Here is an 18,518-nt window from a genome sequence, read left to right on the forward strand (position 1 = left end):
ATGCGACTCGAGCAGTTCTACCAGGAAGTGATCCTCGATCACTACAAGCACCCGCAGCACCGCGGGCTGCGGGAGCCGTTCGGCGCCGAAGTGCACCACGTCAACCCGACCTGCGGCGACGAGTTGACGCTGCGGGTGGCGCTCTCCGACGACGGCCAGACCGTCGACGACATCTCCTACGACGGGCAGGGCTGCTCGATCTCGCAGGCCGCCACCTCGGTGCTGACCGGGCAGCTGATCGGGCTGTCGGTGACCGAGGCGCTGCACATCTTCGACGCCTTCCACGAGATGCTGTCCTCGCGCGGCACCGTCGAGGGCGACGAGGAACTGCTCGGCGACGGGATCGCGTTCGCCGGGGTGTCGAAGTACCCGGCGCGGGTGAAATGCGCGCTGCTGGGCTGGATGGCGTTCAAAGACGCGCTGGCGCAAGCACTTGCGGCGAGATCCGCGGGCGGCGCCGGAACGCAGGAGCACGCGCTGGCAACGGCCAGCGTGACAACCCAGGTACCGGATGGACCCGGTGCCGAAGCAACGATGGAGATGGATTGATGGCCGCAGAAACCGCCCCCGAACTGCAGGAGCTGCTCGCCGAGGTGGAGGAGTCGATGCATGACGTCATCGACCCCGAGATCGGCATCAACGTGATGGACCTGGGGCTGGTCTACGACCTGTCGCTGCGCCAGGACGACGAGGGCCCGGCCGCCGTCATCAACATGACGTTGACCTCGCCGGCCTGCCCGCTGCAGGACATGATCTTCGAGCAGGTCGAGAACGCCACCGTCGGCACCGGCCTGGTCAAGACGCTGGACCTGACCTGGGTGTGGGAGCCGGCCTGGGGCCCGGACAAGATCACCGATGAGGGCCGCGAGATGATGCGCGCCGTCGGCTTCACCGTCTGAGCCGACCGGACAGCATGTTCGCGGTCTGCCGGACATGCGGCGTCGAGCACGCCGAACCGCTGCCGGTCGTCTGCGCGATCTGCGCCGACGACCGGCAGTGGGTGCCCGCCGACGGTCAGCACTGGGCGACGCTTCCGGAACTGACCGCGTCCGGGGTGCGCAGCACCGTCGTCGAACTCGAACCCGGACTGCTCGGTGTCGGCGCAGCCCCGGCGGTCGGCATCGGCCAATTCGGCAAGCTGATCTGCGGTGCGGGTGGGAACGTGCTGTGGGATCCGCCGGGTTTCCTGGACGACGCCGCGGTGACCGCGGTGCGCGACCGCGGACCGGTGACAGCGATCGTCACCAGTCACCCGCACATGTTCGGTGCGCAGGCGGCGTGGAGCCACGCGTTGGGCTCCGAAGGCCGCCCGGTGCCGGTGTACGTCAACGCCGCGGACGCGGCGTGGCTGGCACGTCCCGACCCGGTGATCGAATACTGGTCGGGGACACTGGATCTCACGCCCGAAGTGTCGGTGACACAGGTCGGCGGGCACTTCCCGGGCAGCGCGGTGGCCTGCTGGTCCGGCGGCGCCGACGGGCGCGGTGTGCTGCTGGTCGGCGACACGATCTTCCCCAACCCGGACCGGCGCACGGTCGCGTTCCTGCGCAGCTACCCCAACCGGATTCCGCTGTCGGCCGCCGTCGTGCAACGGATGGCCGACACCCTGGCGGCGCTGCGGTTCGACCGGATCTACGGGCTGTTCACCAATGAGATCGACAGCGACGCCGCCGCAGTCGTCCGCTTCTCCGCAGATCGGCACATCGCCTGGGTGCGCGGCGACCACGACGACCTGACCTAGACCGGCGCAGTCTCGACCGCGATCGATGTGGGACGATCCACCCCATGCCGAGCACCGTTGTGGAGATCCGTCGCAGCTACCCCCAGGCCGAAGAGGTCGCGATCATCGACGCGGTGCACGATGCGCTGGTGGCCGCGTTCGGCGTCCCGGCCGCCGACAAGCGGGTCCGGTTGCTCGTCCATGAGCCGCACCGCTTCGCCTGCCCGGAGAGCCTTGCGCGGCCCGAACTGGCCACGATCGTGACCGTCGACGCGGTCACCGGCCGGCCCATCGAGACCAAGCGGCACTTCTACCGGGAGGTCGTGGAGCGCCTGGCGGTATGCGGCATCCCCGCCGATCACGTCACGATCCTGCTGCGCGAGGGCGGACCCGACAACTGGGGTGTGCGCGGCGGGCAGGCGATGTGCGACGTCGACCCCCGCTTCGCCGGAAAGTACTGAGCCTCAGACCCGTTCGAGGCTCAGCTCGCCGGCGGCGAACGCCGCCCGCAACCGCTTCTTGTCGAATTTGCCGACGCTGGTCTTGGGGATCTCGGTCGCGGCGGCCCAGTTCTCCGGTAACTGCCACTTGGCGACCTTCTCCGCGAGGTAGCCCTTGAGCTCCGCGAACGTGGTGGCGGCGCCGGCACGCAGCACCACCACCGCCAGCGGCCGCTCATCCCACTTGGGGTCGGGGATGCCGATCACCGCGGCCTCCAGCACGTCGGGGTGCCCCATGATCAGGTTCTCCAGGTCCACCGAGGAGATCCACTCGCCGCCGGACTTGATGATGTCCTTGGTTCGGTCGGTCAGCGTCAGATAGCCGTCGGGGGTGATGGACCCGACGTCGCCGGTGCGCAGCCAGCCGTCGTCGAACTTGTCGGGGGCGTCGACCAGGTAGTAGCTGCCCGCGATCCAGGGGCCCTGCACCTCCAGTTCGCCGACGCTCTCGCCGTCGTTGGGCAGCACCGTGCCGTCGTCGGCGACGACTCGGGCGCGCACGCTGGCCGGGAACCGGCCCTGGGTGTGCCGGTAGCTCCAGGCGAGGTCGCCGGTGGTTCCGGCCGGGGGGTTGGCGACCGAGCCGAGGGGCGACGTCTCGGTCATGCCCCAAGCGTGCAGCACCGTGATGCCGTAGCGGTCCTGGTAGTCGTGCAGCAGCGACGGCGGGGCGGCCGACCCGCCGACGACGGCCTTCTTCATCGACGAGATGTCGACGTCGTGGTCCTCCAGGTAGCGCAGCAGCCCCTGCCAGATCGTCGGCACCGCCGCGGCGAAGTTCGGCCGGACCGCTGCGATCATCTCCGCCAGCGGCGCCGGCTGCAGGAACGGCCCGGGCATCAGCAGTGACGCGCCGATCATGAACGCCGCGTAGGGCATTCCCCATGACATGGCGTGGAACTGCGGGACGATGTTCAGCGCGATGTCGCCCTGACGGAGCCCCATCCCGTCGGTCATGCACACGCTCATCGAGTGCAGCCAGATCGAACGGTGGGAGTACGCGACGCCTTTCGGGTCGCCGGTCGTGCCGGAGGTGTAGCACAGCGCGGCCGCCTGGCGCTCATCAGTCGCAGGCCAGTCGAACTCGGTCGGCTCGTCGGCGATCAGCTGATCCCAGTTGTGCACGGTGATCGACTCGGGCACAGTCAGTTCCGGCACCGGGCCGCCGGTGATCACCAGGTGTGCGACGGTGCCGAACTGTCCCAGGTGCGGGGTGAGCAGCGGCAGCAGGCTGGCGTCGGCGAGGATCACCCGGTCTTCGGCGTGGTTGACGATGTGCACCAGCTGTTCGGGGAAGAGCCGGATGTTCAGTGTGTGCAGCACCGCGCCCATCGCCGGGATCGCCAGGTAGGCCTCCAGGTGCTCGGCGTTGTTCCACATGAACGTCGCCACCCGCTCGTCACCGGTGACACCGAGTTTGCGCAGCGCGTGTGCCAACTGCGCGCAGCGACGTCCAGTCTGCGCGTAGCTCTGCCGACGCGGGCCGTCCGACTCCCAGGTGATGACCTCGGCGCCGGCGTGCACGGTGCTGCCGTACCGCAGCAGGTCCGCGATCGACAGGGGGGCGTCCTGCATGGTGCTGAGCATCTGGTCTCCTCCGAATCCGGGGCTTGCCGAAGAATCTAGTGGCCGGCCCGATACGTCGTGTGCCGCATGGCGCAGTCGGGCGGGGTGACGGGTCGCATCGGCGCCAGCCCGACCGCGTACGGTTGAGCACCGCGGGCGTATCGCAGTGGCCTGCCAGATCGCGAGGAGTGGCGGTGTCAGCCAGCAGGCGACGGTTCCTGACCGGACTCGCGGTCGCGGCCGCGGGCACCGCCGTCAGCGGCTGCTGGCCGCGGCACGACAACGGCGGCGCCGACCTGATCTTCCTCGGCGGGCCGGTGGTCACGGTGACGCCGTGGGCGCCGGAGGTGCAGGCGCTGGCGGTCACCGGCGGGCGGATCAGCGCCGTCGGCTCCAAGGAGAGCGTGCTGAACCAGCGCGGGTCGCGGACCAAGATCGTCGACCTGCGCGGGCGTGCCCTGCTGCCGGCGTTCATCGAACCGCACGGGCACCCGTTCGAGATGGGCACGACGCTGGCGCCGCCGGCGATCGATGTGCGACCGTTCACCGTTCGCACCGCCGACGGGGTGTTCGGCAAGCTCTCCGAAGCGATCGCCGACACCGCCAAGGGACAGCCGATCCTGCTCAACGGCGTCGACCCGCTGCTGCAGACCGGCCTGCAGCCGTTCACCCGAACCGAATTGGACCGGCTGGCCCCCAACAACCCGGTCGTCATCATCTCCAACAGCGGCCACGCCGCCTACGGCAACAGCGCCGCGTTCGCCGCGGCCGGGATCACCGACAGCACACCGAATCCGACCGGTGCGCAGTATCTGCACGGACCGGACGGCAAGCTCACCGGCGAGGTGCGGGAGGCGGCAGCGCTGATGGCGCTGACCGCGCCGTTCTCCGGGGCGATCATGGCCAACGCCGGGGACAACCTGCGCTGGGCATACTCGCAGCTGGCCCGCGCTGGCATCGCCACCGCCAGCGAGCACTCCTACGAGGCCGACAGCCAGCGTGATGTGTTCTGGAAGCTGGCGCAGGACCCGGATTGCGCGGTGCGAGTCCGGGCCTACGAGATCGGCACCCCGGAGCTGGCGGACGACCCCAACAACGCCCGCGGCCGGCGGGCCGGCGCCGACGTGCTGTTCAGCAAGATCGGGATGAAACTGTGGGCCGACGGCTCACCGTGGCAGGGCAACATCTTCACCACGTTCCCGTACCTGACCAACCCGACGACCGCCACGATGGACCTGGGACCCGGGCACCGCGGCGCGATGAACTACTCGCCCGAGCAGATTCAGGAACTGGCAAGCGGTTTCATGAAGCAGGGCTGGCAGGTGTCGTGTCACGTGCACGGCGACGCGGCGATCGACGTCGTACTGGACGCCTTCGAGAAGTCCAACGCCCAACCGGTGCTGCGCCCCCGCCTGGAGCACGTCGGGGCGATGCGGCCTGACCAGTTCCAGCGGGCCGCGGCGATGGGCGTCACCCCGAGCCTGTTCATCGAGCACATCTACTACTGGGGAGATGTGCTGGTGGACAAGCTGTTCGGGCCGGATCACGGAGCGCACTGGATGTCGGCGCGGTCCGCGTTCGACGCCGGGCTGAAGGCGTCGTTCCACAACGACGGCACCGTCACCCCGCCGGACCCGATCGGCAACATCGCCACCGCGGTGAACCGGACCGCCAAGGGCAGCGGCCGGGTGCTGGCGCCGGAGCAGCGGATCGGCGTCGACGACGCGATCCGCGCGCAGACCCTCAACGCGGCCTGGCAGCTGCACGTCGACACCGAGACCGGCAGCCTGGAACCCGGCAAGTACGCGGATCTGGTTGTGCTGTCCGGCAATCCGCGCCGGGTCCCGCCGCAGGAGCTGCGCGAGATCGGGGTGGAGGCGACGTACCTGATGGGGCGGCAGACCTACGGCAAGAAGCTGGCCTGACGGCTACCAGGGGCTCGGCGCGTAGTCCTTCAGGAAGCAGCCGTGCAGGTCCTCGCCGGCCTCGCCGCGCACGATCGGGTCGTATACCCGGGCGGCGCCGTCGACCAGGTCCAGCGGGGCGTGGAAGCCCTCCTCGGCCAGCCGCAGCTTGGTGGGGTGCGGCCGTTCGTCGGTGATCCAGCCGGTGTCCACCGCGGTCATCAGAATGCCGTCCTGTTCGAGCATCTCTCCGGCACTGGTTCGGGTGAGCATGTTCAGCGCGGCCTTGGCCATGTTGGTGTGCGGATGCCCCGGGCCCTTGTACTTCCGGCTGAACTGGCCCTCCATCGCTGAGACGTTCACGACGTATTTGCGCCGGGCCGCGGCGGAAGCCATCGCCGGGCGCAGCCGGCTGATCAGGATGAACGGCGCGGTCTGGTTGCACAGCTGCACCTCGAGCAGTTCCAGTGCGTCGACTTCGTGCACCCGCTGCGTCCAGCTGTTGACCGCGGCCGTGTCGGGCAGCAGCCCACCGGCGTCGATCGCGGTGCCGGCGGCGATCCGCTCCGGGGAGGCGCTGCGGGCGGTCAGCGCCAACTCGGCCAGCCGGTGCGGCTGCGGGTGTTCGGCGAGGCTGCCGGCCAACGCCAGCGGGTGCGCGTCGCTGACGTGATCGAAGGTGACGACGTCGACCAGTTCGGGCGCCGGGGTGCGTTCGGCTTCCACCAGCGCGGCGTAGGAGCCGGGGGCCCGGCGCACCGTCTGCGCGGCGTTGTTGATCAGGATGTCCAGCGGGCCGGCGTCGGCCACCGTGTCGGCGAGCGCCACCACCTGGGCCGGGTCGCGCAGGTCGATGCCGATCACCCGCAGCCGGTGCAGCCAGTCGGCTGAGTCGGGCATCGCGGCGAACCGGCGCACCGCGTCGTTGGGGAACCGGGTGGTGATCGTGGTGTGGGCGCCGTCGCGCAGCAGTCGCAGCGCGATGTACATGCCGATCTTCGCCCGTCCGCCGGTGAGCAGGGCACGCCGGCCGGACAGATCGGTGCGGGCATCGCGCTTGGCCCGGCTCATCGCGGCGCAGTCCGGGCAGAGCTGGTGGTAGAACGCGTCCACCACGGTGTAGTGGGTTTTGCAGATGTAGCAGGGCCGGGACCGCAGCAGGGTGCCGGCCGACGCCCCGACGGCGGTGGACACCAGCGGGATGCCCTGCGTCTCGTCATCGATGCGCCCGGGTGCGCCGGTCGCGGTGGCGGCGACGACGGCCTTGTCCGCGGCGGCCACCGCGTCGCGGCGGGCGGCGCGGCGCTGCTGCTTCAGCGTCTTGAAGACGTGCGAGGTCGCGTGCCGCACCGTCACGGAGTCAGGGTGGTCCGGCGGCAGCGAACCGACCTCGGCGAGCACCTGCAGGCAGGTGGCGAGCTTGTCCGGGTCGATGCCAGTCACGCCTGGTAAGGGTACGGGCTGCCGGCCGGGGTGCTCCACCACGTGGGCTGTGGCAGCCGCTCAGCCGGCGGCCGGGCGCTATCCGGCCGGCTGCGGGCAGTGGCCGCTGGGCGGCGGCGCCCAGAAGATGACCCGGGCCGCCTGCAGTGCGCCGTCGCCACCCTCGGTGCCGCGGGCCACGACGCACTGGCCCTGCGTCACCGCGTGCGGGCTGGACGCCACCCGGCGGCGGAAGTTGGTGCCCTCGTTGACGGTCACGGTGGCCGTCGAGTTGTCCGGCCGGGTCACGGTGATGACGTCGCCGTCGACGGCGGTGACGACCCCGCGGACCCCGTGGTGCACCGGTGTCGGTGCGCCCGGGCGCTGCGGGCACTGCCCGTTGACCGGGGTGCTGATCATCACCCAGCGGGCGGTGATCGCGCCGCTGTCGGCGGGGGCGCTGTCCGGGGTCGGGCCGGCTTTGAGGCAGCTGCCCGGGGTGATCTCGGCCTGCTGCGCCGGGATGGCCTGGCTGGCGGTGGTGGCGTCGGTGAACGTCACCGTGGCCGACCCGCCCGGCTGGGCGACGTCGAAGCTGTTGCCGGCGACCGACGTGACCTGGCCGATCACCGAACCGTCGTCGGCGTGCGCCGGTGCCGGTGCGGCGAGCGCCGCCAGCGACAGGGCGGCCGCGCCGGTCAGGGCGAGGCCGGCGAACCGGGGGGTGCGTGGGTGCTCAGACATCGAGGGTTCTCCGATCATGGATTCGTCCGGGTGCCGTTACCGAGGTCACTTGATTGTCACCATTATCCGCGGACCTAGCAGCCGGTTCGCCCGCAGATGTGAGTCAGCTTTGCATTCTTCGGCCACCAGCCGGGAACAACTTCGGTGATGCCGGACGTTGGGTCGGGCATGGCTACCCAAGACCTGACCTCAGCGGAGTTCAACGAGACCGTTTCCGGCAACGACATCGTGCTGGTCGACTTCTGGGCCTCCTGGTGCGGCCCGTGCCGCGCCTTCGCCCCGACGTTCGCCGCCGTGTCGGAGAAGCACCCGGACGTCGTCTTCGCCAAGGTGGACACCGAGGCCGAGCAGCAGCTGGCGGCGGCCGCCGAGATCCAGTCGATCCCCACCCTGATGGCGTTCAAGAAGGGCACGCTGGTGTTCCGGCAGGCCGGGGCGCTGCCGGCCGCCGCACTGGAGGATCTGGTCCAGCAGGTCAAGGACCTCGACCTGGAGGCGGCGATCGCCGCGCAGGGTCAGCCCGCCCAGGACTGACCGGCGGCACGCGATAGCGTGCCTGGAATGGCCGACCCCACCGAGTTCGTCTCCGAGTTCATCACCGTCGAACGTCCCCGCCCGCATGTCGCGCTGGTCACGCTGAACCGCCCCGAGCGGATGAACTCGATGGCGTTCGACGTCATGGTGCCGCTGCGCGAGGTGCTGTCCCGGATCGGCTACGACAACGACGTGCGGGCGGTGGTGCTGACCGGCGCCGGACGTGGATTCTCGTCCGGCGCCGATCACAAATCCGCGGGTGCCGTCCCACATGTGGCCGGTCTGACCCGGCCGAGCTTCGGGCTGCGGTCGATGGAACTGCTCGACGACGTGATCCTCGGGTTGCGCCGGCTGCATCAGCCGGTGATCGCGGCGGTCAACGGCGCGGCGATCGGCGGCGGGCTCTGTCTGGCGCTGGCCGCCGACATCCGGGTCGCCGCGGACGGCGCCTACTTCCGGGCGGCCGGCATCAACAATGGGCTGACCGCCAGCGAACTGGGCCTGAGCTACCTGCTGCCGCGGGCGATCGGCGCCTCCCGGGCGTTCGAGATCATGCTCACCGGCCGCGATGTCGACGCGGCCGAGGCCGAGCGGATCGGCCTGGTGTCTCAGGTCGTCGAACCGGAGGCGCTGCTCGACACCTGCTTCGACATGGCCGAACGGATCGCCGGGTTCTCCCGCCCGGGTGTCGAGTTGACCAAGCGCACGCTGTGGAGCGGTCTGGATGCCGGTAGTCTGGAGGGACATATGCAGGCCGAAGGGCTCGGACAGCTCTATGTGCGCCTGCTGACCAGCAACTTCGAAGAGGCCGTCGCAGCGCGCAAAGAGAAGCGCCCACCGGTCTTCACCGACGACAAATAGCAACAGGAGTATGCGCGCGTGATAACCGCAACGGACCTGGAGGTCCGCGCCGGAGCGCGCACCCTGCTCGCCGCCGAGGGACCGGCGCTGCGCATCCAGCCCGGCGACCGGATCGGGCTGGTCGGGCGCAACGGCGCCGGCAAGACCACCACCATGCGCATCCTGGCCGGGGAGGGTGAGCCGTACGCCGGCAGCATCACCCGCAGCGGTGAGGTCGGCTACCTGCCGCAGGACCCCCGGGAGGGCAACCTCGACGTGCTGGCCCGGGACCGGGTGCTCTCGGCCCGCGGGCTCGACGCCCTGCTCGCCGACCTGGAGAAACAGCAGGTGCTGATGGCCGAGGTCGTCGACGACACCGAACGCGACCGGGCGATCCGGCGCTACGGGCAGCTCGAGGAACGGTTCGCCGCCCTCGGCGGGTACGCCGCCGAGAGCGAGGCCAGCCGGATCTGCACCAGTCTGGGGCTGCCCGAGCGGGTGCTGACCCAGCCGCTGCGGACGCTCTCCGGCGGCCAGCGTCGCCGGGTGGAACTGGCCCGCATCCTGTTCGCGGCCGGTGAGGGCGGGGCGGGCGGGTCCGCCAACACCACGCTGCTGCTCGACGAGCCGACCAACCACCTCGACGCCGACTCGATCGGCTGGCTGCGCGACTTCCTGAAGAACCACACCGGGGGACTGGTGCTGATCAGCCACGACGTGCAGCTGCTGGAGGACGTCGTCAACCGGGTGTGGTTCCTGGACGCGGTGCGCGGCGAGGCCGACGTCTACAACATGGGCTGGAAGAAATACCTCGACGCCCGGGCCACCGACGAGCAGCGTCGCCGCCGCGAGCGGGCCAACGCCGAACGCAAGGCCACCGCACTGCGCACCCAGGCCGCGAAGATGGGCGCCAAGGCCACCAAAGCCGTTGCGGCCCAGAACATGCTGCGCCGCGCCGAGAAGATGATGGCCGAACTCGACGACGAGCGGGTCGCCGACAAGGTCGCCCGGATCAAATTCCCGACCCCGTCGGCCTGCGGCAAAACGCCGCTGATGGCGTCCGGCCTGACCAAGGTGTACGGCTCGCTGGAGATCTTCACCGGCGTCGACCTGGCCATCGACCGCGGCTCGCGAGTGGTGGTGCTGGGCCTCAACGGCGCCGGCAAGACGACGCTGCTGCGGCTGCTCGCCGGCGTGGAGACACCCGACGCCGGTCAGCTCGAACCGGGGCACGGCTGCAAGATCGGCTACTTCGCCCAGGAGCACGACACCATCGACAACTCCACCAGCGTGTGGGAGAACATCCGGCACGCCGCCCCGGACACCTCGGAACAGGATCTGCGCGGGCTGCTCGGCGCCTTCATGTTCACCGGCGCCCAGTTGGAGCAGCCGGCCGGCACGCTCTCCGGCGGTGAGAAGACCCGGCTGGCGCTGGCCGGGTTGGTGGCGTCCACCGCCAACGTGCTGCTGCTCGACGAGCCGACGAACAACCTGGACCCGGCCTCGCGTGAGCAGGTGCTTGACGCGCTGCGCAGCTACGCCGGTGCGGTGGTGCTGGTGACCCACGACCCGGGAGCCGCCGAGGCGCTGGACCCGCAGCGGGTGGTGCTGCTGCCCGACGGCACCGAGGACCACTGGTCGGCGGAGTACCGCGACCTCATCGAACTGGCGTAGTGATTCGGGGAACCGAATCCGCTGAATCCGCCCCCCGGGTCGCGTCGGCATTCCTAGGCTGAATTCGTCATTCACTAGCGCACATCAGGGGGAGATGTCGATGACGAAACCGGAGAATCCGCCGCGGGAACGGGTGCTGACCGAACTGCGCAGCGCCTACGAGCGCGGCGCCAGCATCCGCACACTGGCGGCGACCACCGGACGGTCCTACGGATCGGTGCATTCGATGCTGCGGGAGTCCGGGGTCGCGATGCGCGGCCGGGGTGGGCCCAACCATCGCAGCCATCCCCGCTGAATTCGGCGACCGTGCAGAAACGTCCACTTCGACCTGGACTTTCACCGGACGTTTCTGCACGGTCGCGGGGGACGGGTCAGCGGTGGCGGACCGAGTCCTCCACCAGGTCCAGCACGGCGGTGAGCCGCTGCGGATCCTCGCCGGAGGCCAGCCGGGCCACCAAGCCGTCGAGCACCAGATCCAGGTAGCAGTGCAGCACCTCGGCGGGAAAATCATCGCGCAGCCGGCCGGCCTGCTTCTGCTGGCGCAGCCGCGCGGTCGCCGCCGTCGCCAACTCGGCTGACCGCTCCGCCCAGCCCCGGTGGAACTCCGGGTCGTGGCGCAGCTTGCGGGCGATCTCCAACCGGGTCGCCAACCAGTCGTACTGGTCGGGGTCGGCCAGCAGTTGGCGCATCACGCCGATCAGACCTTCGCGCGCGGTCAGCTCCGCCATCTGCTGGGCGTCCTCTTCGGCGAGCGCGAAGAAGAGCGTGTCCTTGTCCCGGAAGTGGTGGAAGATCGCTCCGCGGGACAGGCCGATGGTCTCCTCGAGCCGGCGCACGGTCGCAGCTTCGTAGCCGTAGGCGGCGAAGCAGCGCCGTGCGCCGTCGAGAATCTGGCGGCGCCGGGCCGCCAGGTGATCCTCGCTGACCCTGGGCATCAGGCAGCCGGATTCCGCGACTACTTGGCCTTCAGCATGTTCCGCAGCACGTACTGCAGGATGCCGCCGTTGCGGTAGTAGTCGGCCTCACCGGGGGTGTCGATCCGGACGACGGCGTCGAACTCCACCGTCGATCCATCGGCCTTGGTCGCGGTGACGTGCACGGTCGACGGGGTCACACCGTCGTTGAGGGCGGTGATCCCGGTCAGGTCGTACACCTCGGTGCCGTCCAGCTTCAGCGACGCCGCCGACTGCCCGGCGGGGAACTGCAGCGGGATGACGCCCATGCCGATCAGGTTGGACCGGTGGATGCGCTCGAACGACTCGGCGATGACGGCCTTGACGCCCAGCAGCGCGGTGCCCTTGGCCGCCCAGTCGCGCGACGAACCCGAGCCGTACTCCTTGCCGCCCAGCACCACCAGCGGGATGTCCTGCTTGACGTAGTTCTCCGAGGCGTCGTAGATGAACGCCTGCGGGCCGCCGTCCTGCGTGAAGTCGCGGGTGTAGCCGCCGGACACCCCGCCGTCGACGATCGCGTCCAGCAGCTGGTTGCGCAGCCGGATGTTGGCGAACGTGCCGCGGATCATCACCTCGTGGTTGCCGCGCCGCGACCCGAACGAGTTGTAGTCCTTGACCTTCACGCCGTGCGCGTCGAGGTACTGCGCCGCGGGGGTGCCGGTCTTGATCGCACCCGCCGGGCTGATGTGGTCGGTGGTCACCGAGTCACCCAGCAGCGCCAGCACCCGGGCGCCGGCGATGTCGGTGACCGGGGCCGGCTCGGCGGGCATGCCGTCGAAGTACGGGGGCTTCCGCACGTAGGTCGACTCCGGGTTCCAGTCGAACACGTTGCCGGCCGGGGTCTCGATCGCGCGCCACCGCTCGTCGCCGGTGAAGACGTCGGCGTAGCTCTTGGTGAACATCTCCTGGCTGATCGAGGCGCCGATGGTGTCGGCGATCTCCTGCTGGGTCGGCCAGATGTCGGCCAAAAAGACCTCCGCGCCTTCGCTATCCACGCCCAGCGCCTCGTGCTCGAAGTCGAAGTCCATCGTGCCGGCGATCGCGTAGGCCACCACCAGCGGCGGGGAGGCCAGGTAGTTCATCTTCACGTCCGGGTTGATCCGGCCCTCGAAGTTGCGGTTACCCGACAGCACCGCGGTGGCGGTCAGGTCGGCCTCGTTGATCACCGCGGAGATCTCCGGGCTCAGCGGGCCGGAGTTGCCGATGCAGGTGGTGCAGCCGTAGCCGACCAGGTAGAAGCCCAGCTTCTCCAGGTACGGCCACAGGCCGGCCTTCTCGTAGTAGTCGGTGACGACCTGCGAGCCCGGCGCCATCGTGGTCTTCACCCACGGCTTGGCGTGCAGGCCGCGCTCGACGGCCTTCTTGGCCAGCAGCGCCGCCCCGAGCATCACCTCCGGGTTGGAGGTGTTGGTGCAGGAGGTGACGGCGGCGATGGTCACCGCGCCGTGGTCGAGGATGAAGTCCTGGCTGTCGGTGTGCACCAGGGTCGGCTTCGACGGCCGGCCCTCGGCGCCGCGGGCCGCCGACTCGATCGAACCGTCGTCGGCGAAGTCCAGCTTGGCGCCGGCGGCCTCGGCGACGTTGCCACCGGCGGCCGGGGCGTCGGCGTCTTCGGTGTAGGTGTGGATGTCCTTGCGGAACGCGTTCTTGGCATCGGACAGCTCGATGCGGTCCTGCGGACGCTTCGGGCCGGCGATCGACGGCACGACGTCGCCCAGGTCCAGTTCGACGTACTCGGAGAAGGCCGGCTCGTGGTCGACGTCGTGCCACATACCCTGCGCCTTGGCGTAGGCCTCCACCAGCGCCAGCTGCTTCTCGCTGCGCCCGGTCATCCGCAGGTAGTTGATGGTCTCGCCGTCGATCGGGAAGATCGCGGCGGTCGAGCCGAACTCCGGGCTCATGTTGCCCAGGGTGGCGCGGTTGGCCAGCGGCACCTCGGCGACGCCCTTGCCGTAGAACTCGACGAACTTGCCGACCACGCCGTGCTTACGCAGGATCTCGGTAACGGTCAGCACCACGTCGGTGGCGGTCACGCCGGGACGGATCGAACCGGTCAGCTTGAAGCCGACCACCCGCGGGATCAGCATCGACACCGGCTGGCCGAGCATCGCGGCCTCGGCCTCGATACCGCCGACGCCCCAGCCCAGCACGCCCAGGCCGTTGACCATCGTGGTGTGCGAGTCGGTGCCCACGCAGGTGTCCGGGTAGGCCAGGCCGTTACGGCTCATCACGACGTGTGCCAGGTACTCGATGTTGACCTGATGGACGATGCCGGTGCCCGGCGGGACCACCTTGAAGTCGCTGAAGGCGCCCTGGCCCCAGCGCAGGAACTGGTAGCGCTCGGTGTTGCGCTGGTACTCCAGGGCCACGTTGGCCTCGTAGGCCTGCGGGGTGTTGGCGAACTCGGCGATGACCGAGTGGTCGATGACGAGGTCGGCCGGGGCGAGCGGGTTCACCTGGTCCGGGTCACCGCCCAGCGCCGCGACGGCCTCACGCATGGTGGCCAGGTCGACGATGCAGGGCACGCCGGTGAAGTCCTGCATGATGACCCGCGCCGGGGTGTACTGGATCTCGGTGTTCGGCTCGGCCGACGGGTCCCAGTTCGCGATCGCCTCGATGTGCGCCTTGGTGATGTTGGCGCCGTCCTCGTTGCGCAGCAGGTTCTCGGCGAGCACTTTCAGGCTGTAGGGCAGCTTCTCGGTGCCGGGAACGGCGGCGAGCCGGTAGATCTGATACTCGTCGTCACCGACTGCGAGGGTGTCGCGGGCTCCGAACGAATTCACCGACTCTGTGCTGGTCACATCAACTCCCGATATCTTGAGTAGTCCGCCCGGCGGGACTGCGCCGGCGCCGCCGACCACTCTAACAGTACGATTGTCCTGTATTAAGTAAGGTTCCCCTCACTGCGGCGGGGGTTGGACGTCGGATGCTGCTCGCGCAGCACGGCTCGGTGCGCGCGCCGATGCGCCGTGGCGTGCCTTCTGTGCTGTGACGTTAGGAATGTCGACTCGACACGACGCGCAGCCCGCTCTGCCGTAGCGCCTCGGCCAGGTAGTCCGCGCTGCGGTCGTCGTCACGCTGGTGGAGGAACTTGAAGGTCGCGGTACGCACCACATCGGAGACCGAGATTCCGCGCAGTTCCGCCTCCCGCTTCAGTTCGCGGTAGTGCTCGCCGGCGAGGCGAACGTGCACGACCTCGGACTTCGGCAGGTTCGGCCGGCTTACTCGTGTCGGGCGGACGTCGGGCAGCGTCCCATCCTCCAGCGTGATCGCTTCCGCGAGTAGTTCGTCGAGTCCCGGCTTGTTCTCACCCATCGCGGCTCTCCCATGCGTTGGCGCCGTAACGCGTCGCGCCCTGCCGCACCACGATGACGACGAGCACGCCGACGTCTGCACAGATGCCCAGGTAGCGGTCGGATTTACCCGAAATGATCTTCGGATCAGGGCTGAACTCAACCGTGTAGGGGTCGGCGAGCGCTTCCTCGGCCTGTTCCGATGTGTATCACGACTGTGTTACGTAAATCTATGTGTGTATTCGCCCACGCTCGACGGTCGCACCTGAAAACAGCGAGGGGTTGATACCGTCGTCAACCGTGACCACCCTGCACCCGCCGGCCTACATTCCGGACGAGCTCTGCATCGCCGTCGGCATCGAGCCGGCCGGTCCGCCGGACGAGTGCATGACGCTGGTGAAGCTCGCGGTCGCCGCCGGTTCGGTCAGTGCCCCCGCCGACGATGTGCCCGCGATGCGCGAGGTGGTGTCCGCGGCGGCCCGCGAGGGAATCGACCTGAAGATCGTGGAAGTCGCCAAGAACCCCGGGATGGACACCTCGCTGCGCGACGTCGCGACCGTCGTCGGCGCCGACTACCCGGCAGCCACCGTGCTGGTGGTCAGCCCCACGTACGTCGGCAGCTACTCGGGGCAGTTCCACCGCGCGAAGCTGGAGGCGGCCGAGGACCACGCCAAGACCGGCTACCCGGTGGTGTCGGCGCAGAACTTTCTAGACCAGTTGACGACGCCGGATCTGCCCTGGACCGGGATGACGGTGGCGCTGCTGGTCGGGGTGACCGCAGCGGCGGTCTGCACCCGCGTGCTGCAGCGTCGTAGCAAACGCGCGACCGCACCGGTCGCCGCTACCGACTGACGGGCCCGCACCGACCCTGAGCGGCCTAGATCCGCCCCCCTTCGGGGTGGTTGAAACCCCCGTACTCGCCCGTTGGCGAATTCCCATGTCACCGTCCGGTCACAACCCGCTCAATACTGCGCACCTCGTTTGTTACCAACGGGTCTCTAGTGACTCATGTGACGTATGGTTCAAAAAGCGCGGCTGTTGCACTTGTGTTTTGTGACCGGTTCATGTGTGGCGCCCGCCGACCCGCCCCCGTCCGAGTCGAGCCCGAGGAGACCTGAGTCGAATGAGACGCATCCATCGCGGCTCCGCCTTCGGGCCGACCGCCCGGATTGTCCGACCCGCCGCAGTCTCCGTGTTGAGCACGACGCTGCTACTCGCCACCCCGGGTTTGGCGTCGGCTGCTCCCGAGGAGACCCCCAACGGCATCGCCGCGCTCATCGCCGACGTCGCCGAGGCCAACCAGCGGCTGCAGAACCTGGGCGCAGAGATCCAGGCGGAGAAGGAGAGCATCAACAAGGCGCTCGTCGACCTGCAAGAAGCGCGGGAGAACGCCGACACCGCCCAGCGCGAGGTGACGGCCAGCCGGCAGGCGATCACCGACGCCGACGCCGCGATCGTCGCCGCGCAGAAGCGGTTCAACACGTTCGCCGCCGCCACCTACGTCAACGGCCCCTCGGACAGCTACCTGACCGCTGCCAGCCCGTCCGACATGATCGCCACCGCGGCCGCCGGTCAGACCCTGGCGCTCAGCTCCCAGCAGGTACTGGACAACCTGCAGCGGGCCCGCACCGAACAGGTCAACAAGGAGTCGGCGGCCCGACTGGCCAAGCAGAACGCCGACCGGGCCGTCGTCGCCGCGCAGGCCAGCCAGGACAGTGCGGTGGGCGCGCTCACCGACACCCAGCACAAATTCGACGAGCAGCGCGGTGAGGTCGACCGCCTTGCCGCGCAGCGCGATGCAGCGGAGGCCCGGCTGGCGGCCGCGCGCGAGCGGATGCAGCCCGCGGCGCAGCCGGGTGGACCATCGGCCGAGGCGGAACAGGAAGCGGCATCCCCGACGACAACAGGGGACCGCTGGGCCAGCGGCCGCCGGGGCAAGCACGCGACGCCGAAGCGTGCCGCCCAGTGGGACGGCGAGTGGGACCCGACGCTGCCGATGGTGCCGAGCGCGAACATCGGTGGCGACCCGATCGCCGTCATCAACCAGGTGCTCGGCATCTCGCAGACGTCTGCTCAGGTCACCTCGAGCATGGGCCAGAAGTTCCTGCAGTCCCTCGGGCTGGCGCCGAGCGGCAGCGGCTACACCAACGGACAGATCCCGCGGGTGTACGGGCGGCAGGCCTCCGAATACGTGATCCGGCGCGGTCTGGCCGCCCGCGGTGTGCCGTACTCGTGGGGTGGCGGCACCGCGGCCGGACCCAGCCGTGGCATCGGATCCGGTTCGGGCACAACCGGATTCGACTGTTCCGGGCTGATCCTGTACTCGTTCGCCGGCGTCGGCATCAAGCTGCCGCACTACTCGGGTTCGCAGTACAAGGCGGGCCGGCAGATCCCGTCGGCGCTGATGCGCCGCGGTGACGTGATCTTCTACGGTCCGGGCGGCAGCCAGCACGTGACGCTGTACCTGGGCAACGGCCTGATGCTGGAGGCCCCCGACGTGGGCCAGAAGGTGAAGGTGTCCAAGGTGCGCACCAGCGGCATGACGCCGTATGTAGTCCGATACATCGAATACTGACGGGTCAGCGATGCGACACAAATCCGTACGACTCCTCGCGCCGCTGCTGGCGGCGCTGACCCTGCTGGTCGGGCTGGCCGGTCCGGCCACCGCCGAGGTGGCCTGGGATCCGACACTGCCCGCGACCATCAGCGCCGGCGCACCCGGCGACCCGGTGGCCGTCGCCAACGCGTCGCTGCAGGCCACCGCGAACGCCACCCAGACCACGATGGACCTGGGCAAGAAGTTCCTGTCCGGCCTCGGCTTCAACGTCGGCGATTCCGCCGGCAACGTCTCACCCGGGCAACGGGTGCACGGCAAGCAGGCCATCGAGTACGTCATCCGGCGTGGTGGCTCGCAGCTGGGCGTGCCCTACTCGTGGGGCGGCGGTTCGCTGACCGGCCCCAGCAAGGGTGTCGGCGACGGCGCCGGCATCACCGGCTTCGACTGCTCGGGCCTGATGCGCTACGCGTTCGCCGGGGTCGGCGTGCTGATCCCGCGGTTCTCCGGCGATCAGTACAACGCCGGCCGGCACATCCCGCCGAGCCAGGCCCGCCGCGGCGACCTGATGTTCTACGGCCCGGGCGGTGGCCAGCACGTCACCATGTACCTCGGCGGCGGGAAGATGCTGGAGGCCTCCGGCAGCGCCGGCAAGGTCGTCGTCAGCCCGGTGCGGACCTCCGGCATGACGCCGTACCTGACCCGGATCATCGAGTACTGATCGGGGCCGTGCGTCGACGGATATCCCGATGCCTGGAATAGTGAAACGCGGGCACGCCGCTGCCCCTCGGCCACCGGCCGTGCAAGCAGTCGT

At 69.5% G+C, this 18,518-nt stretch carries 18 protein-coding genes; 12 read left to right on the forward strand and 6 right to left on the reverse strand.

Translation table 11 applies throughout. From position 1 onward, the window contains the following. Genes sufU through KIH27_RS01480 form a run of 4 tightly spaced genes read left to right on the forward strand, consistent with a single transcriptional unit; the run spans nucleotide 1 to nucleotide 2,181 of the window. On the forward strand, nucleotides 1-549 hold the full coding sequence (sufU, locus tag KIH27_RS01465) for a Fe-S cluster assembly sulfur transfer protein SufU (protein WP_214091118.1): 549 nt from the start codon (nucleotides 1-3) through the stop codon (nucleotides 547-549). Then, nucleotides 549-899, forward strand: a complete 351-nt coding sequence (locus tag KIH27_RS01470; RefSeq protein WP_214091119.1) for a metal-sulfur cluster assembly factor — start codon at nucleotides 549-551, stop codon at nucleotides 897-899. The genes sufU and KIH27_RS01470 overlap by 1 nt, the downstream gene beginning before the upstream one ends. 14 nt (nucleotides 900-913) lie before the next feature. Then, nucleotides 914-1,741, forward strand: a complete 828-nt coding sequence (locus KIH27_RS01475; RefSeq protein WP_214091120.1) for an MBL fold metallo-hydrolase — start codon at nucleotides 914-916, stop codon at nucleotides 1,739-1,741. A gap of 44 nt (nucleotides 1,742-1,785) precedes the next feature. Then, nucleotides 1,786-2,181, forward strand: a complete 396-nt coding sequence (locus tag KIH27_RS01480) for a tautomerase family protein (protein ID WP_214091121.1) — start codon at nucleotides 1,786-1,788, stop codon at nucleotides 2,179-2,181. Between the two features lie 3 nt (nucleotides 2,182-2,184). On the opposite strand, the gene KIH27_RS01485 is transcribed toward KIH27_RS01480, so the two are convergent. Beyond that, nucleotides 2,185-3,807 (reverse strand): long-chain fatty acid--CoA ligase, encoded by a 1,623-nt coding sequence (locus KIH27_RS01485; protein ID WP_214091122.1) that lies wholly within the window; start codon nucleotides 3,805-3,807, stop codon nucleotides 2,185-2,187. A gap of 173 nt (nucleotides 3,808-3,980) precedes the next feature. Here KIH27_RS01485 and KIH27_RS01490 point away from each other — a divergent pair, with 173 nt between their 5' ends. After that, nucleotides 3,981-5,711, forward strand: coding sequence for an amidohydrolase (locus KIH27_RS01490; protein WP_214091123.1), 1,731 nt, complete (start codon nucleotides 3,981-3,983; stop codon nucleotides 5,709-5,711). 3 nt (nucleotides 5,712-5,714) lie between these two features. On the opposite strand, the gene KIH27_RS01495 is transcribed toward KIH27_RS01490, so the two are convergent. Both KIH27_RS01495 and KIH27_RS01500 read right to left on the reverse strand, forming a co-directional pair. Further along, a complete protein-coding gene (locus tag KIH27_RS01495) occupies nucleotides 5,715-7,133 on the reverse strand; it encodes an SDR family NAD(P)-dependent oxidoreductase (RefSeq protein WP_214091124.1) in 1,419 nt (472 codons plus the stop codon). A gap of 78 nt (nucleotides 7,134-7,211) precedes the next feature. Next, nucleotides 7,212-7,856, reverse strand: a complete 645-nt coding sequence (locus KIH27_RS01500; RefSeq protein ID WP_214091125.1) for a DUF5666 domain-containing protein — start codon at nucleotides 7,854-7,856, stop codon at nucleotides 7,212-7,214. 168 nt (nucleotides 7,857-8,024) lie between these two features. On the opposite strand from KIH27_RS01500, the gene trxA reads away from it, so the two are divergent. The 4 genes from trxA to KIH27_RS01520 all read left to right on the forward strand — a co-directional run bounded on the left by trxA (nucleotide 8,025) and on the right by KIH27_RS01520 (nucleotide 11,199). Continuing rightward, nucleotides 8,025-8,390, forward strand: a complete 366-nt coding sequence (trxA, locus tag KIH27_RS01505) for a thioredoxin (RefSeq protein ID WP_214091126.1) — start codon at nucleotides 8,025-8,027, stop codon at nucleotides 8,388-8,390. 27 nt (nucleotides 8,391-8,417) lie between these two features. After that, nucleotides 8,418-9,251, forward strand: a complete 834-nt coding sequence (locus KIH27_RS01510) for an enoyl-CoA hydratase (protein ID WP_214091127.1) — start codon at nucleotides 8,418-8,420, stop codon at nucleotides 9,249-9,251. A gap of 18 nt (nucleotides 9,252-9,269) precedes the next feature. Continuing rightward, the gene (locus tag KIH27_RS01515) at nucleotides 9,270-10,904 is read left to right on the forward strand and encodes an ABC-F family ATP-binding cassette domain-containing protein (protein ID WP_214091128.1); all 1,635 of its coding nucleotides are present in this window, start codon (nucleotides 9,270-9,272) and stop codon (nucleotides 10,902-10,904) included. 100 nt (nucleotides 10,905-11,004) lie between these two features. Further along, nucleotides 11,005-11,199, forward strand: coding sequence for a helix-turn-helix domain-containing protein (locus KIH27_RS01520; RefSeq protein WP_214091129.1), 195 nt, complete (start codon nucleotides 11,005-11,007; stop codon nucleotides 11,197-11,199). A 76-nt stretch (nucleotides 11,200-11,275) separates the two neighbouring features. Here the strand turns inward: KIH27_RS01520 and KIH27_RS01525 are convergent, their stop codons facing one another. From KIH27_RS01525 to KIH27_RS01535, 3 genes are all read right to left on the reverse strand, one after another. Then, on the reverse strand, nucleotides 11,276-11,839 hold the full coding sequence (locus tag KIH27_RS01525; RefSeq protein ID WP_214091130.1) for a TetR/AcrR family transcriptional regulator: 564 nt from the start codon (nucleotides 11,837-11,839) through the stop codon (nucleotides 11,276-11,278). Nucleotides 11,840-11,859: 20 nt separating this feature from the next. Then, nucleotides 11,860-14,658, reverse strand: a complete 2,799-nt coding sequence (gene acnA, locus KIH27_RS01530; protein ID WP_214091131.1) for an aconitate hydratase AcnA — start codon at nucleotides 14,656-14,658, stop codon at nucleotides 11,860-11,862. Between the two features lie 193 nt (nucleotides 14,659-14,851). Then, nucleotides 14,852-15,172 (reverse strand): hypothetical protein, encoded by a 321-nt coding sequence (locus KIH27_RS01535; RefSeq protein WP_214091132.1) that lies wholly within the window; start codon nucleotides 15,170-15,172, stop codon nucleotides 14,852-14,854. Between the two features lie 323 nt (nucleotides 15,173-15,495). Between KIH27_RS01535 and KIH27_RS01540 the strand changes: the two genes are divergently transcribed. From KIH27_RS01540 to ripB, 3 genes are all read left to right on the forward strand, one after another. Then, the gene (locus KIH27_RS01540) at nucleotides 15,496-16,002 is read left to right on the forward strand and encodes an Rv1476 family membrane protein (protein ID WP_307856760.1); all 507 of its coding nucleotides are present in this window, start codon (nucleotides 15,496-15,498) and stop codon (nucleotides 16,000-16,002) included. 271 nt (nucleotides 16,003-16,273) lie between these two features. Continuing rightward, nucleotides 16,274-17,725 (forward strand): NlpC/P60 family peptidoglycan endopeptidase RipA, encoded by a 1,452-nt coding sequence (gene ripA / locus KIH27_RS01545; RefSeq protein WP_214091133.1) that lies wholly within the window; start codon nucleotides 16,274-16,276, stop codon nucleotides 17,723-17,725. Between the two features lie 10 nt (nucleotides 17,726-17,735). Next, nucleotides 17,736-18,425 (forward strand): NlpC/P60 family peptidoglycan endopeptidase RipB, encoded by a 690-nt coding sequence (gene ripB / locus KIH27_RS01550; RefSeq protein WP_214091134.1) that lies wholly within the window; start codon nucleotides 17,736-17,738, stop codon nucleotides 18,423-18,425. Nucleotides 18,426-18,518: the final 93 nt, after the last annotated feature.

Source organism: Mycolicibacter acidiphilus, from assembly GCF_018455725.1.
In the GTDB taxonomy this organism is placed as follows: domain Bacteria; phylum Actinomycetota; class Actinomycetes; order Mycobacteriales; family Mycobacteriaceae; genus Mycobacterium; species Mycobacterium acidiphilum.